The sequence below is a fragment of the Acidomonas methanolica genome (assembly GCF_004346035.1).
Classification (GTDB): domain Bacteria; phylum Pseudomonadota; class Alphaproteobacteria; order Acetobacterales; family Acetobacteraceae; genus Acidomonas; species Acidomonas methanolica.
This window is the reverse complement of record NZ_SLZN01000013.1, coordinates 16,790-32,012: the sequence shown is the minus strand read 5'-3', so window position 1 is coordinate 32,012 and position 15,223 is coordinate 16,790. Positions and strand designations below refer to the sequence as shown.

13 protein-coding genes and 1 pseudogene are annotated in these 15,223 nt (G+C 67.6%); 6 read left to right on the top strand and 8 right to left on the bottom strand.

The window, feature by feature from the left end; translation table 11 throughout:
• Positions 1 to 50: 50 nt before the first annotated feature.
• The 4 genes and pseudogenes from ileS to mutL all read left to right on the top strand — a co-directional run.
• Positions 51 to 2,948 carry an isoleucine--tRNA ligase gene (ileS, locus tag EDC31_RS10595; RefSeq protein ID WP_042056993.1) on the top strand — a complete coding sequence of 966 codons (2,898 nt, stop codon included), beginning with the start codon at positions 51 to 53 and terminating at the stop codon, positions 2,946 to 2,948.
• Positions 2,945 to 3,454: a signal peptidase II gene (lspA, locus tag EDC31_RS10590; protein ID WP_042056995.1), complete on the top strand. Its 510-nt coding sequence runs from the start codon at positions 2,945 to 2,947 to the stop codon at positions 3,452 to 3,454. Before ileS ends, lspA begins: the two co-directional genes overlap by 4 nt.
• A gap of 159 nt (positions 3,455 to 3,613) precedes the next feature.
• Positions 3,614 to 4,153 (top strand): DUF3035 domain-containing protein, encoded by a 540-nt coding sequence (locus EDC31_RS10585; RefSeq protein ID WP_042057000.1) that lies wholly within the window; start codon positions 3,614 to 3,616, stop codon positions 4,151 to 4,153.
• Positions 4,154 to 4,195: 42 nt separating this feature from the next.
• A pseudogene (mutL, locus tag EDC31_RS10580) lies at positions 4,196 to 5,959 on the top strand (DNA mismatch repair endonuclease MutL); the annotation flags it as partial.
• Positions 5,960 to 6,018: 59 nt separating this feature from the next.
• Here mutL and EDC31_RS10575 read toward each other — a convergent pair.
• The 4 genes from EDC31_RS10575 to EDC31_RS10560 form a co-directional block, all read right to left on the bottom strand.
• The gene (locus EDC31_RS10575) at positions 6,019 to 6,714 is read right to left on the bottom strand and encodes a YfdX family protein (RefSeq protein ID WP_081797461.1); all 696 of its coding nucleotides are present in this window, start codon (positions 6,712 to 6,714) and stop codon (positions 6,019 to 6,021) included.
• Between the two features lie 117 nt (positions 6,715 to 6,831).
• Positions 6,832 to 7,752, bottom strand: coding sequence for an EamA family transporter (locus tag EDC31_RS10570; protein ID WP_042057007.1), 921 nt, complete (start codon positions 7,750 to 7,752; stop codon positions 6,832 to 6,834).
• On the bottom strand, positions 7,749 to 9,767 hold the full coding sequence (locus EDC31_RS10565) for a DNA gyrase/topoisomerase IV subunit B (protein WP_042057009.1): 2,019 nt from the start codon (positions 9,765 to 9,767) through the stop codon (positions 7,749 to 7,751). The genes EDC31_RS10570 and EDC31_RS10565 overlap by 4 nt, the downstream gene beginning before the upstream one ends.
• A gap of 53 nt (positions 9,768 to 9,820) precedes the next feature.
• Complete coding sequence (locus EDC31_RS10560) at positions 9,821 to 10,360, bottom strand: hypothetical protein (protein ID WP_042057012.1); 540 nt, start codon at positions 10,358 to 10,360, stop codon at positions 9,821 to 9,823.
• Positions 10,361 to 10,385: 25 nt separating this feature from the next.
• Here EDC31_RS10560 and EDC31_RS17710 point away from each other — a divergent pair, with 25 nt between their 5' ends.
• The gene (locus EDC31_RS17710) at positions 10,386 to 10,541 is read left to right on the top strand and encodes a hypothetical protein (RefSeq protein WP_158310311.1); all 156 of its coding nucleotides are present in this window, start codon (positions 10,386 to 10,388) and stop codon (positions 10,539 to 10,541) included.
• 165 nt (positions 10,542 to 10,706) lie between these two features.
• Positions 10,707 to 11,222 carry a hypothetical protein gene (locus EDC31_RS10555; protein WP_042057044.1) on the top strand — a complete coding sequence of 172 codons (516 nt, stop codon included), beginning with the start codon at positions 10,707 to 10,709 and terminating at the stop codon, positions 11,220 to 11,222.
• A 51-nt stretch (positions 11,223 to 11,273) separates the two neighbouring features.
• Here the strand turns inward: EDC31_RS10555 and EDC31_RS10550 are convergent, their stop codons facing one another.
• The 4 genes from EDC31_RS10550 to EDC31_RS10535 form a co-directional block, all read right to left on the bottom strand.
• Positions 11,274 to 11,720, bottom strand: coding sequence for an RrF2 family transcriptional regulator (locus tag EDC31_RS10550; RefSeq protein WP_042057014.1), 447 nt, complete (start codon positions 11,718 to 11,720; stop codon positions 11,274 to 11,276).
• A 95-nt stretch (positions 11,721 to 11,815) separates the two neighbouring features.
• Positions 11,816 to 12,982: an OmpA family protein gene (locus EDC31_RS10545; RefSeq protein WP_042057016.1), complete on the bottom strand. Its 1,167-nt coding sequence runs from the start codon at positions 12,980 to 12,982 to the stop codon at positions 11,816 to 11,818.
• A 209-nt stretch (positions 12,983 to 13,191) separates the two neighbouring features.
• A complete protein-coding gene (locus EDC31_RS10540; RefSeq protein WP_042057019.1) occupies positions 13,192 to 13,536 on the bottom strand; it encodes a DUF1491 family protein in 345 nt (114 codons plus the stop codon).
• On the bottom strand, positions 13,533 to 15,146 hold the full coding sequence (locus EDC31_RS10535; protein ID WP_042057023.1) for a S41 family peptidase: 1,614 nt from the start codon (positions 15,144 to 15,146) through the stop codon (positions 13,533 to 13,535). The genes EDC31_RS10540 and EDC31_RS10535 overlap by 4 nt, the downstream gene beginning before the upstream one ends.
• Between the last annotated feature and the right edge of the window lie 77 nt (positions 15,147 to 15,223).

Genomic DNA, 15,223 nt, shown 5'->3' with positions numbered 1-15,223 from the left:
TCCGGCATCTTCCCATAACACGCGGTTCCTTTCGTAACCGAAGATCGAAGATGTCCGACCAGAGCAGCACCACGGCGCAGGACCGTTATCGGGAGACGGTTTTTCTTCCCCGCACGAGTTTCCCCATGCGCGGCGGCCTGCCGACCCGCGAGCCGGAAATGCTGGCCCGCTGGAAGGCGATGGAGCTGGACCGGAAGATTTTCGACGCCGGGAAGGGCAAGCCGGTCTTCACCCTGCATGACGGGCCGCCCTATGCGAACGGCCATCTGCATATCGGCCACGCCCTGAACAAGATCAGCAAGGACGTCGTCAACCGCGCCCAGCGGATGAGCGGCAAGCGCGTGCGCTACATTCCCGGCTGGGACTGCCACGGCCTGCCGATCGAATGGCGCGTCGAGGAGGAGTACCGCAAGGCGGGCAAGGACAAGGACGCCGTTCCCGTCCTGCAATTCCGCGCGGAATGCCGCGACTATGCGCGCAACTGGGTGAAGATCCAGGGCGAGGAATTCCAGCGGCTCGGCGTGCAGGGCGAGTGGGACCATCGCTACGCCACCATGGATTTCGCCTCCGAGGCGGCGATCGTCGCGGAAATCGGGCGCTTCCTGCTGAACGGCCAGCTCTATCGCGGCCTGCGGCCCGTCATGTGGAGCCCGGTCGAGAAGACGGCGCTGGCCGAGGCGGAGATCGAGTACCACGACATCGTCTCGACGACGATCCACGTCGCCTTTCCGATCATCGCCGACCCGACGCCCGGCCAGGCCCTTGCGGACGTCTCGGCCGTGATCTGGACGACCACGCCCTGGACCATTCCGGCGAATCGCGCCCTCGCCTACGGGCCGGAGATCACCTATGTCGTGCTGCGCGCGGACGAGGTGACGGAATCGAGCCTCGTGCCGCCGGGTGCGAAGCTGCTGATCGCCGAGGAGCGCGTCGCCGCCTTCTGCGCCGAGACGGGTATCCTCGCGCATCACATCCTCTACACCCTCCCCGGCGAGGCGCTGGAGGGCGCGATCAGCGCCCATCCCCTGCGCGGGAAGGGGTACGAGTTCGACGTGCCCATGCTGCCGGGCGATTTCGTCACCACCGAGGCGGGCACGGGACTCGTCCACCTGGCCCCCGCCCATGGTCAGGACGACTTCGCCTTGACGCAGAAATACGGGATCGAGGTGCCGGAGCTGGTGCGCGATGACGGCACCTACGCCGCGTGGACGCCGCATTTCGCGGGGATTCACGTCTTCAAGGCCGCCGATCCGGTCTGCGAGGCGCTCGCCGAGGCCATGCAGCGCTGGACGGGCAATGGCGACGCCCCCGCGGGATTGCTGGCGCGCGGCAGCATCGTGCATTCCTATCCGCATAGCTGGCGGTCGCGGAAGCCGGTCATCTTCCGCGCCACGCCGCAATGGTTCATCCGCATGGACGGCGAACGCCATCTCCGCCGCGACGCGCTGGAGGCCCTGCGCGATGTCGCCTTCGTCCCGGAGATGGCACGCAACCGCCTGACCGCCATGGTCGAGCAGCGCCCGGACTGGTGCATCAGCCGCCAGCGCGCCTGGGGCGTGCCGATCGCCGTCTTCGTGCAGAAGGGCACGGGCGAGGTGCTGCGCGATCCGGAGGTGATGCGGCGGATCGTGGACGCCATGCGGGAGCACGGGGCGGATATCTGGTACAGCGCCGCGCCCTCGGCCTTCCTGGGGCCGGACCGCGACCCCGCCGATTACGAGCAGGTCTTCGACATCGTCGATGTGTGGTTCGAATCGGGTTCGACCCATGCCTTCGTGCTGGGCGAGGACGGATTGAACTTCCCCGCCGACGTCTATCTCGAAGGCTCGGACCAGCATCGCGGCTGGTTCCAGGCCTCCCTGCTGGAAAGTGTCGGCACGCGCGGCGTCGCGCCGTTCCGGACGCTCGTCACCAACGGCTTCGTGCTGGACGAGCAGGGGCGGAAGATGTCCAAGTCGCTGGGCAACGTCATCGCGCCCGCCGATGTCACGGACAAGCTTGGCGCGGACATCCTGCGCCTGTGGGTCGTCAATTCCGACACCAACGAGGATCTGCGGATCGGCAACGAGATCCTCAAGCAGCAGGGCGAGCTGTACCGCCGCCTGCGCAACACGCTGCGCTGGTGTCTCGGCGCGCTGGACGGGTTCACGCCCGGTGAGGCGGTGCCGTATGAAGAATTGCCCGAGCTCGAACGTTATATCCTGCACCGCCTGACGGAGATGTACGCGCTGGTGCGGCGCGGGGTGGAGACGCATCAATGGGTCGGCGTCTATCCCGCGCTGCATCAGTTCTGCACCACCGATCTCTCGGCCTTCTATTTCGACGTGCGCAAGGATTCGCTCTATTGCGACGCGCCGGAAGCGCCGCGCCGCCGCGCCGCGCGCACGGTGCTGGACATCCTCCATCGCGCGCTCTGCACCTGGCTCGCGCCGGTGCTGGTCTTCACCGCCGAGGAAGCCTGGACCGCGCGTTTCGGGGAGGAAGGCTCGGTCCATCTCGAAGCCTTCCTCGAACCGGAGACGAACTGGGCCGATCCGGAACTGGCCGATCGCTGGACCCGCCTGCGCGCCTTGCGCCGGGTCATCACCACGGAACTCGAAGCCGCGCGCCGCGCGGGGCTGATCGGCTCCTCGCTGGAGGCGAAGGTCAAGCTGCCGCTGACCGAGCGGGAGACGCTGCTCTTCGGCGATGTGGACTGGGCGGAACTGGCCATCGTCTCCCAGTTGGAAGTCGATATCCTGACGGGTGCGCCGTCGATCTATCTCGACGACGAGCAGGACGAGACGCTGCCCGGCGCGCCGGAGCCGCATCTCGGTCCGACGGTCGCGGCCGCGCCCGGTCATCGTTGCGATCGGTGCTGGCGGGTGCTGCCGGAGGTCGGGGCGCAACTGGCGCATCCCGCGCTCTGCCTGCGCTGCGTCGCCGTCGTCGAGGGGCAGGGGGCATGACGGGCGCCGCATCCGGACAGCGCCGTATTCTCGTCGGGCTCGCTGTCCTGCTGGCGGTGCTGGCGGCGGACCAGGCAAGCAAATGGTGGATTCTCTACCGATTCGACCTGCCCGCGCGCGGCAGCGTGGTGATCGCGCCGTTCCTGAACTTCACCATGGTCTGGAACCACGCCGTGACCTTCGGCATGCTCGGCGGGCTGGGCCGGTCCGGCCCGGTGCTGTTCTGCGTCATCGCCCTGCTGGCGGTGATCGCCCTGCTCTGGCACATGACGCGCACGCCGAAAATGCTGGTCGCCATCGCCACGGGCGGGATCGCCGGCGGGGCGATCGGCAATGTGATCGACCGGATGCGCTTCGGCGCGGTGGTGGATTTCATCCACGCCCATGCGTTCGGCTGGAGCTGGTACGTCTTCAACGTCGCCGATTCGGCCATCGTCTGCGGCGTGGCGCTCTGGCTGATCGACACGATCTGCTTTGAGAAGGACAAGCCGCGCGAGCTCGTCTAAAAGACAGTTTCAGACGTTCCGGCGCCCAGCGAGAGCGGCCCTGCGGGCCGTGAGCGCCGGAGCGCACAAGACATGTGTCGGATCGCGAGCGGCGGGACTCCTGAAACAGTCTCCAACACTCCACTTGTCCGAATCCCGGCGCTTGCGTAGGAATAAGCCATGGCCCAGATCGTCCGCCCGCACCGTCTGATCGTACTGCCCCTGACCGGGGCGGCCCTGATGCTCGCCGGCTGCTCCGGCTCCGACATTTCACGCGCTTTCAGCCTGGAGCGCGAGACGCCGGACGAATACACGGTGACGACCCGCGCACCCCTTTCCATGCCGCCGTCGGAGAAGCTGAACCTTCCCGGCGCGGCGCCTCCGGCGGTGGACCAGAGTCCGCGTATGCAGGCGCTGGAAACCTTGTCGCCGAACGCCGCGCTGCACCCGATCGACGGCTCCCCCAGCGCCGGGCAGAGCACGTTGGTCAGTGAGGTGGACCGTTCCTCGAAAGCGCCGGAAAACGCGGAACTCGGCGCGGCCGGGGCCGGATTCGTGGACAGCCTGATGTTCTGGCATGGCGGCAGCGCCGGGTCGGTCGTGGACGGCGCGGCGGAGAACCGGCGTCTGCACAAGGAGTCGGCGCTCGGCAGGAAGCCCGACACGGGGGCGACGCCCACCATTCACGCCGCCGATTCGAAATTCCTGGGCGTTTTCTGAGAACGGAGTCGTCCGACGCAGGATCGTCCCGTTCTCCATCGCCCTGTCCTTCGCCGACTCAGCCCGCATGTGATCGACCTGATCGCGGCGGGCGAGGTGATCGAGCGCCCCGCCGCCGCCATCAAGGAACTGGTCGAGAACGCCCTCGATTCGGGCGCGACCCGGATCACCGTCGCGCTGACGGAGGGCGGGATCGGGCGGATCGAGATCGTCGATAACGGCTGCGGCATGACGCCGGAGGATCTCGTCCTCGCGGTCGAGCGCCATTGCACGTCCAAACTGTCCGACGACACGCTGGTCCGTATCCGCACGCTGGGGTTTCGCGGCGAGGCGCTGCCGTCCATCGGCGCGAGCGCGAAACTCGCCCTGACCTCGCGCGTGGCGGAGGCGGACAGCGCCTGGCGCCTGCGGGTGGAGGCAGGGGTCGTGACGCCGCCCGCGCCGTCCTCCGGCCCGAAAGGCACCCGCGCCGTGGTGGAGGATCTGTTCTTCGCGACTCCCGCCCGGCGCAAGTTTCTCAAGAGTCCCCGCGTCGAGGCGGGGCATGCCGAGGCGGTCATCCGCCGCCTCGCGCTCGCCGCGCCGCATTGCGCGTTCCGTCTTACCCTGGACGAGCGGCTGGCGCTCGATCTCCCCGCCCAGTCGCCGCGTGATCGGGCCCAGGCCATTCTCGGCGAGACGGACTCGCTGATCCCGGTGGAGGAAACGCGCGGCGAGATGCGGCTGACGGGCTATGTCGCCGGACCGGCCGCGACCCGCCCGACAACGGCCGCGCAATTCCTGCTGGTCAATGGCCGGCCGGTGATCGACCCGCTTCTGCGGACGGCGCTGCGCGTCGCCTATCGGCCGGTCATCGATCCGGGGCGTCAGCCCGTGCTGGCCCTGCATCTGTCGCTGCCGATGGAGCGGGTGGACGTGAATGTCCATCCCGCCAAGACCGAATTGCGCTTCGCCGACGAGAACGAGGTGAAGGGCTTCGTCATCGGCGCGGTGCAGCGCGCGCTGGGCCAGGGGGCTGGCGGCGCGTCCGTTTCAGCCCGATTGCGTGGCGGCGGCGCGCAGATCCGCTATCCCGCGCCGGATCGCCCGTCCCCTCCGGCGCCGCCCGCGCCGCGCCCTGCCGGGCAGGCCGCCGGTTTCGCGGAGATGCACCGCTCCTTCGCGCCCTCCGCCCGGCAGATCGCCCCTCCCGAGGCGGACACGCCGCATCCGCTGGGCGCTCCCGTCGCGCAGGTGCTGGACACCTATGTCATCGCCGTCGCTCCCGATGGCGATCTGGTTCTTGTGGACCAGCACGCCGCCCATGAACGACTCACGCATGAGCGGCTTCTCGCCCAGCATCAGGCCGGGCAGATTCGCGCTCAGAGACTTCTTCTGCCGGAAGTCGTCGATCTTCCGTCCGGTCAGGCGGAGGCGCTGCTCGCCCGTGCCGCCGAGCTGGCGGCGCTCGGGCTGGAACTCGAATCGTTCGGGGGCGGAGCGGTGTTGTTGCGCACACTGCCCGCCCTGCTGGCGGGGGGCGACGCGCAAGGGTTGATTCGCGATCTCGCGGACGAACTGGCGGACGAACCCGCTCTGGCCGCCAGCGAGACCGGCGCGCTCGAACGCCGGATCGACGCGGTGATCGCCCGCATGGCGTGTCATGGCAGCATCCGCGCCGGTCGGCGTCTGAACGCCGAGGAGATGTCGGCATTGCTGCGCGAGATGGAGCGCACCCCGCGCGCCGCGACCTGCTCGCATGGCCGCCCGACATGGCTCAAATTGAGCCGGACCGAACTCGAACGGCTCTTCGGGCGGACGCGCTGAGCGGCGGGTTCTTTCCGGCGACGCCGCTTCGCCGGAAAGCCTGAATGAGCGTAAGCGGCTTACGCCTTGTGAGCGGTGTGCTTCCCGTGCTGTCCCTGCGGCGCCAGGGTCGCGAAGGTGTCATCCGAGACGAAAACCACCGTATTGAACGCATCCTGCAACGCCGCCGCGGCGTCCTTCGTGTCGCCGCCGTCGAGGAGCATCGAGGCGCGATAGACATCCGCCGAGCTGGCCGCGATGGGCGCCAGACCGATCGTGTAATCCACGTTGACATTGACGAGTTGGAGGTTCTCGGCGACCTGCTGCTTGCTGCCCTGCGCCGCCTGCTGGTTGGCCTTGCCGAGCGCCGCCTGCTTCTCGGGGGCGAGAGTCTCCGTGGTGGTGTAGAAGCCGACGACCGGAGCCCAGCTCGTCGGCGCGGCCTGCGGCTTGTGCGTCGGCGAAACGGGCGCGCCCGGCGCGGGCGTCAGTTCGCTCTCCGCCTTGATGAAGACCTTGCTGTCCTTCGCGGCATGGGCGAGACGCGTCTGCGCGTCCGCCAGCAGCGTCTTGGCGTCGCTCGTCTTGTTCTGCGCGATGGCGTCGAGCGCGGCGGAAATATCGATGAACGCCTTCTGCCCCTCCGCCGAAAGCTTCGAAAAATCCTTGTCGACGACGGCGGGCGTCACCTGCCCGGCCTGATGCGTGGCGGCAAAGGCCGAGGGCATGACGAAAACAGCCGAAACTGCGGCTGCATTTCTGAGGACTGAACGCATTGACGGATTCTCCTGATCCTGGTTCCCGGACACATTGCCTGACCGGGTAACGGGTTTCAGGGTCGCGAGTTGTGGGTGAAATGAATTAAGTATTTTTTAAAGCGTATAGTGTAGAGTTCAGTTCGGCGGCAATTGCGTCTCCATCGCCGTCGTGCGGCGACTGGCCAATACATTGCCCGCTGAGGCCGCGACGATGCATCCCACCCCGGCCCAGCGCGAGACCGAGAGCACCTCGCCCAGCAGGATGAGGCCGGACAGCGCACCGAGCATGGGTTCCATGCTGAGGAGGATGCCCATATCGCGCGGTTTCAGCCGTCGCATCGCCATCATGTCGAGAAGATACGGCACCGCGGAGGAGAGAATGGCGACGCAGACCGCCTCGCCGCCCTGCACCGGATGACGGAACGCCACCGGCACGGCGGCGAGGAGGAGAGGCGAGAGGATGAGCCCCGCCACGGCCATGCCGAGCGCCGTCGCCTCCGTGGCCGCCATGCTCCGCCCGATGCGCGTGCCGGTCAGGATATAGACCACCCAGCCGCTGCCGCTGATGAGGGCGAAGACGACCCCGACCGGATCGAGCGGGGGCAGGCCGCCTTCCGGACGCAGGAGGAGATAAACCCCCGTCGCCACCAGCGCGGCCCAGAGCAGATCCAGTATGCGGCGCGACCCGGCCAGCGCGAGAGTGAGCGGCCCCATGAACTCCAGCGCCACGGTCAGGCCGAGCGGCAGGCGTTCGAGGGCGAGATAGAAGAAGCTGTTCATCATCGCGATGGACGCGCCATAGGGCAGCAGTCGCCGCCATGCGCCCGGCTGGGAGATCGCGGCTTTCGGACGCAGCACGAGGACGAGGATGATCGCCGCCAGTCCGACGCGCAGCCCGACCATTCCCGCCGCGCCGAAGAACGGGAACAGTCCCTTGGCCAGCACCGCGCCGATCTGGAAGGAGGAAATGCCGCCGATCAGGAACAGCACCGCTCCCGCATGGCCGAGACGCGGCGTCCCCGCCGACTCCCCCGCCGACCCGGACGAAACGCTCATATATCGAGCAGTTCGGCCGAGCGCGCGTGATCCTGGATGAAGCGGAAGCGCAGCTCGGGCCGCCGTCCCATCAGGCTTTCCACGCGCTCCGCCGTCAGCGCCCGGTCCTCCGGCGGCGTCACGACCTTGAGCAGGGTGCGACGCTTCGGGTCCATGGTCGTGTTCTTGAGGTCGGAGACCGGCATCTCGCCCAATCCCTTGAAGCGCGAGACCTCGACCTTCGCATTCGGCTTGAAATCGCGCTTCAGGCAGCGGTCGCGGTCCCGATCGTCCATCGCATAGACGGTTTTCGCCCCATGGGTCAGGCGAAAGAGGGGTGGCCGGGCGAGGTACAGATGGCCGTGGCGGATGAGGTCCGGCATCTCGCGATAGAAGAACGTCATCAGCAGCGAGGCGATATGCGCTCCGTCCACATCGGCGTCCGTCATGATGATGACGCGCCCGTAGCGCAGCCGCGCGACGTCGAATCCGCCGCCGATCCCGCAGCCCAGCGCCTCGACGAGATCGCGCAGTTCCTGATTGGCGCGCAGCTTGTCCGTGGAGGCGGAGGCGACGTTCAGGATCTTGCCCTTGAGCGGCAGGATGGCCTGCGTCTCCCGGTCGCGCGCCTGCTTGGCCGATCCGCCCGCCGAATCCCCCTCGACGAGAAAGATTTCCGTCTCGGCGGCGTTCTCCCGCGTGCAGTCCGTCAGCTTGCCGGGCAGCCGCAGCCGCCGCGTGGCGCTCTTGCGCGGTGTATCCTTGGCATCGCGGCGGCGCAACCGCTCCTCGGCGCGCTCGATCAGGAAGGCGAGCAGATTGTCCGCCTGGGCCGGGTTGCCGCCCAGCCAGTGGTCGATGCGGTCGCGCAAGGCGCCCTCGACGAGGCGGGAGGCTTCCTGCGTCGTCAGCTTCTCCTTGGTCTGCCCCTGGAATTGCGGGTCGCGGATGAAGACGGACAGCCGGGCGGCGAGCCCTCCCAGAATGTCCTCCGCCGTGATGGCGGCGGCGCGCTTGTTGCTGCGCTGCTCGCCCCAGGCGCGGAACCCCTTCACCAGCGCGGCGCGGAAGCCGGTCTCATGCGTGCCGCCCAGCGGCGTCGGAATGGTGTTGCAATAGGAGACGAGGTTCGCTGGACCGCTTTCGAGAAAGGCGATCGCCCATTCCAGCTTGCCGGCCGCCCGTCCGTCGGCGGCGAGCGGCAACTCCGCCTCGCCCGACCAGAGCGGGGCCAGCAGGGCGGCGGTTTCGCCCAACTCCGCGGTCAGGCTGTCCGCCAGGCCGTTCGGGAAATGAATGACCGCCTCGGACGGCGTGCCATCATCCGGTTTCAGCAGGCCCGGCGACACCTTCCAGCGGATGGTGACGCCGCGAAAGAGCGCGGCCTTGGCGCAGCAGAGCCGGTAGAGCCGCGCGGGGGAGAAGGAAAGGGAGCCGAAGATCTCGGGGTCCGGCGCGAAGCGGACCAGCGTGCCCCGCCGATTCGGCGCGGCTCCCACCTGCCGCAACGGCGTCAGAGGCAGGCCGCGCGCGTAGTCCTGCCGCCAGAGCACCCGCTCCCGCGCGACCTCGACCTCCAGCTTTTCCGACAGCGCATTGACCACCGATGAGCCGACGCCATGAAGCCCTCCGGCCGTGTCATACGCCTTGCTGGAGAATTTCCCGCCCGCATGAAGCGTGGTGAAGATCACTTCCAGCGCCGAGCGGTCGGGGAATTTCGGATGGGCGTCCACCGGGATGCCGCGCCCGTTGTCGCGGACGGCCAGCGTCCGGGCGGTTTCAAGGGTGACGTCGATGACCGAGGCATGGCCCGCCACCGCCTCGTCCATGGCGTTATCGAGGATTTCGGCGGCGAGATGGTGATAGGCGGCGTCATCCGTGCCGCCGATATACATGCCGGGGCGGCGGCGGACGGGTTCGAGCCCTTCCAGCACCTCGATATGTTCCGCCCCGTACTCCCCGCCGGCGGCTGGGGCGGCCCCGGTCTTGCGGGGCTTCGGGACAGGGGCGGTCGCGTCGCGGAAGAGATCGTTCATGGAACGCTCTTGCCGACCCGCGCGGCGGGTCGTCAAGCGTCCTTGTTCGCGTCTCAGGCGCGCGTGCGATGACGGCCGTGCGAGGACTGGGCCGACGCCCTGTGGCGTGCACTGCCCGAGACCGGCTTTGCCTCGCAGGTTTCATAGGAGGCCGGCTGCACGATGTCCTTCGCCTCGGCGTAATGGGCGAGATCCGCATTGCTCTCCAGCGCGTTCACCTCGTCGAACATCGCCACACGCTGCATGCAGAAGATCGTCCCCGCGCGCAGGCCGCCCTCGGACTGAACATTCGCGAGCTGCGTGATGTAGTCGTCATGCTCCTTCTTGGCGTTCTTGCCGTAGGTGGTGCGGAAATAGCCCTGCAGCCGGTCTTCCTCGGCGAGGAGATTGGGGCGGAACTTGCCGACGAAGGCGTTGTAGCGATCCTGCGCATTGCAGGAGAGCGCCGTCACCATCAGCTCGCTCTTCAAGCCCTGCACGTCGAACGCTTCATGCGCGGGCGATTCGCCGCAGGTGGCGGCAAACGCGGAAGGAGCGGCCAGCGCCATGACGGCGAGAAGGGAGGCGGGGCGACGCCACGCGAGAAGGCTCATCAGCGGGACTCCGGATCGGGAAATCGTGGAAAACGGTACAGGATATTCCATGCCACATGAAGGACGGCAGGCAAGCCCCTATAATGCAACAAAAATCAGGGCAGGAAAATGGCAGCCGCCCGTCATGCGCCGCAATTTTCCGGAAAAATCGCTCAACCTGCCGCAACGCGCGGTCATTTGACGGTGGACGGCTTTCGCACGTGACGAAGTTGCGCTAGGCCAGCCTTTCCTTCTGCCGCCCGTCAATGTAGCGACGCGGCGCCCATGATTTCGAGCGGAGTGAGCAGTGCGTCTCTTCATGGTTCAGGTGCGAGGTTCGGTTCTGCGCGCGAGCGTGTTCAGGGGTATGTCCGTGGGGGCCGTGCTTGCGCTCGCCGCCTGCGCGCAAAAGCCGCTGCCCCAGCATATCGCGCCGCCCAACCCCTTCGGGTATCAGAAGGTCTCGGCAGTGTGCCAGACCTCTCCGGTCAAGACCGCACCGGACGGCAGCATGTCGGTCAGCATGAAGGTGCGCAGCGACGATGGTCTCTGCTCGCTCCGCATCCAGCAGCCCGGCGGGAAGAGCTATGCCTCTTTCGGCGTCGATCCCTCCCCGACGCACGGCAAGGCGTTCCTCTACAATTATGACGATTCGACCGTGGTGGATTACACGCCGACCACCGCTTACGCGGGGCCGGACAGGTTCGTCGTGATCCTCATCGCCGCTCCCGGCAAGCCGCGCACGCATCTGGCGGTGGATGCGACGGTGGACGCGACGGGCGTCCCCGTGCCGAAACCTGTCGTTCCGGCCGTGACCGCCCCGACGCCCAAGAGCACGAGTCACAAGAAGACGCGCACGCGGTCTCATTCCACCCATCACTGAACGCCGGCGGCGCGCGCCCCGGCGCGCCCGGTCTTCTCAGATCCCGTCTTCTCAGATCGAGAAGGAGATCGGCTCCTGAACCGGGCGGCGGAGCCCCGAGGTCTCCGCCCGGCGCACCATTTCCTCCAGTGTCAGGACCGCCATCTGCTTGCCGACGAGTTCGTCGAGCTTCTTCCAGCCCGGTGAGATCACCCGTTCGAACAGGTGGCCTTCCGGACCGGCTTCCGGCGCGTCGTCATGCGCGGCCACCCGCACCACATCGTCCAGGGTGATGTCACGTGCGGGCCGGCCCAGCCGATACCCGCCCCGCGGGCCGCGCACGCTGTCCAGCAGGCCGGACCGCGACAGCGCCTGCAGGAGCGGCTCGATGCCCCGCCGCGCCAGCCCCGCCCGCTCGGCGATATCCGCTCCGGAAACGAGGCCCGCGCGTCCGGCATGGAACGCCACGTCGACCATGATGACGACAGCGATCATGGTGCGATCCCGGCGTAGATACATCCCGGCTACTTCCTTTCCTGCAAGAGCATGGGCTTAAACTTCCGGCAATATAGCAAAGCCGTGTCCTTTTGGACAGTTCACCCATGCAGGCGAGCCTATTTGAGGATGATTTCCACACGCCGGTTCTGCGGTTCGCGCGTGTCGGGTCCCGTTGCCACCAGCGGGTGCGTCTCGCCGAAGCCCTGCGTCGTGATGATGCCGCCCGGCACGCCATCGCGGATCAGCTCCGCCTTCACCGTCATCGCCCGGCGGACGGACAGCTTCATGTTGTACGCCGCGCCGCGCGGGCCGGGATGGGCCGCGCTGTTATCCGTATAGCCGTCGACCTCGATGCGCGTCACGCTGGTCCGCGTCGAGCTTTGCGCCGCCTTGGCGACGATGTCGCGCGCATGCGGCGTCAGTTCGGCGCGGTCCCAGTCGAAGAAGACGAGATAGGTCCGCGCGGGAGCCGGAGCGGGCGCGACGGGAGGAGCGGCGGCCGGAACGACCGGCGGCGGAGCGGGATTGAACTCGTAGCGCAGCCCCAGAAGCAGGGAATGGTTGAAATCCGTCCGCGAATCGCGGTTGCCCGTCATGGACCCGCAGGGGCGCGCCAGATCGTATCCGCCGATGCACCCGTCCGCCGTGGCGTGATGCCCCTGCGGCCCGAGCATCGTCCAGAAGCGATATTCCGTGGTGAAGGAGAGCCCCACGACCCAGGGCACCGGGAAGGACAGGCCGAATATCCCCTGATAGGCGAAATTTCCCGCCGTCCCGGTGACATGCTGGCTGAAATAGTTGTTGGGCGCGCGGACATAGGTGTTCATCGCCTGCCAGCCATAGCCGACACCCGCGCCGAAATACGGGTAGATCCAGCTCTTGCCGATATCGAGATCGAAAAGGGCGTTGGCCATCACGCCGTATTCCTGCTGCCGCCCGCCGGTGGAGGAGGGGAAATAGCTCGATTTGAAGTGCTGGAGCTGATTGTTGCGGTAATTGCCCTCGATCTCGACGCGGAAGCCGTTGCCCAGACCCCAGCCGATCGCGCCGATTCCCGTCACCCCGGCATTGTAGTGGTCGCGCCCGCTGGGAAAGACCGGAGAGAGCCGGATCGTCTGGTCCTGATTGAAGCTCGCCCCGCCAAGGCCGGTCACATACAGCCCCCGGACCGGCTGGGCGCAGGCGGCCCCGGCGGTGAACAGGATGCCCGTCAGCACGGCCCATCGCGCGGCGCGCGAGGGGCGGGACCGGAAGAGGCCGGTCAGTCTCTCACGCAACGTCATGTCTTGTCTCCATTCCTCAACACCAGCGCCCGGTTCGGGCGAACCCGCCTGACCGATCGGTTCTGTCTCCCGTTTCTTGCCGAAACACCCTGCCCAGCGCAACGCATCGTTCCCGTCCGGGTGCGGCCGCAAGGGGAGGACGACGCGCGATCTTTCAGCAGGTGTGTGTCTGCTGCAACAGTCGGGGGGGCGTTTTGAGCGCTCGTCCGTCAGGCGGCGCCTCGCGTTCCCAAGGTCCCTTCCACCGGGTCCGATACGGCGGGCACTTCCAGCTCGATGACCCAGAGATCGGGATCATAGCGCCGCTGACGGTCGAGATAGGCGTCCAGCGCCGCCTGATCCGCCACCTCCACCCGCGTCCATCCCGCCTCATCCTCGCCGAACGCAGCCTGTTCGCGCAAGACGGCCAGGCCGCCCGCACGGTCGATCAGCACCACGATCACCGCGCCGGCATCCTCATCGCCCCGACGCAGCACCATGGCGGAATGGCCCTGCATCGCCGTTTGCCGCAGCAGCGCCCGCACCCAGAGCCCGGCCTTGAGCCGCGCCGTCATGGCGACGCCTCGGCGAGATCGTCGGGAATCTCCGTCAGCGCCGCCCTGTAGGCGGTGGGGTTGCCCAGCAGGGCGATGGCGGCGTCGAGATCGCCGTCCGTGCCGATGGCGGCGGGACAGTCGCGCCGAATATCGAGAATCCCCGAGACCGACGCCGGATAGCGCATGGCGCGACTCGCCCGCACGGTCGGCGCCTCGGGCTGGCGGCCTTCTGCGAGTTCCGCGAGCTGGTGCGCCACATCCGTCGCCCCGCGCGAGGTGCAGAGCTGCGGCATGACGCCCAGGCCCTGGAGCGGCCAGCCCAGAGGCGCCACCACGCGACTCCAGGTGACGAACAACTCGCCGTCATCGGGCATCTGGCCGATCGTCTGCACGAGTCCCTTGCCCAGCGTCGCGCTCCCGATGACCACGGCGCGGCGATGATCCGCCAGCGCCGCGGCCAGGATCTCGGCCGCGCTCGCCGTCCGCCCGTCCACCATCACCACGACGGGCATGCCGTCGGTCATGTCGCCGCCCCGCACCGCCCAGACGTGGTTCGCCTGCGGATCGCGCCCTTGCGTCACCACCGCGACGCCGCGCGCCAGCACGAGGGAGGCCGCCGTCACCGCCTGTTGCAGCACGCCGCCCCGGTCGCCGCGCAGATCGAGAATCAACCCGTGCGTCAGATGATCCTGCATCATCTGGTCGAGATATTGGCTCATCTCCTCCGCGGTCTGGCTGGAGAAGGCCGTGACGCGCAGAATGGTCATGTCATTCTTGTGATAGGCGAAGACCGTTTCCGGCGGCACGACGGCGCGGCGCATGGAGAAGGTCGTCACTTTCCCCGCCCCGTCCGCGATCGTCAGCGTCACCGGCGTTTCCGCGTCGCCGTCGAGCCAGGACTCGACCATGGACGGCGACAGGCCCCGCGTGGCGTGGCCGTTCACCGCCATCAGCCGGTCGCCATTGTTCACGCCCGCCGCCCAGGCCGGCCCATTGGCATTGACCGCCGAAATGATCAGGCCGTGCGGTCCGTGATCGAGCGTGAGCCCGACCGTCGCTCCGCTGCCGAGTCGCGCCCGCCGGTCCTGCATGGCCGGGCTGGGGGCGACATAGCGCGAATACGGATCGAGATGGTTGAACAGTTCATCATAAAAACTTTGCAACAGCGCGCCCGATCCCGCGCTGCGGACGGCGTCCGAGACGCTCCACGCCGCGTCCATCGCTTTCAGCGTCAGGGCGGTCCATCCGGCGATGTCATCCTTTGCCGGCTCGTCGAATCGCCCCAGAATCTGCTGCCTCATCATGAGCGCGATTCGGGCCGGCGTCTCCTTGCCCGCCGGCTCTTCCTGCACCACCAGCGCGGGATCGAGCGCGGAAAGCCCGTCCAGCCCCCAGAGTGTGAATTCGCGGATGCTGTGTTGTTCGAGCGTGCGCGGCGCGATGAAACGCAGGCCGCTGGTCAATACCGCCCCGAGGATCGCATTGTCCGGGGTTGCGGTATCCGGTGCGCCAGGCGACGCATGGGCGGGCGCACAGAACAGTCCCAGCAGGACACAGCCGAAGGCGATGTGCCGACGACACGTTGTCGCGCGAGGCCGAACGCTTGAACTGTGGTGCAGGGCAGTCATTCCGTACCGAGAAATCGGACCAGATCAGGAGGGGTTCTTCCCGGGCATACGCTGAACGGCGTATTTCCGATATGGTT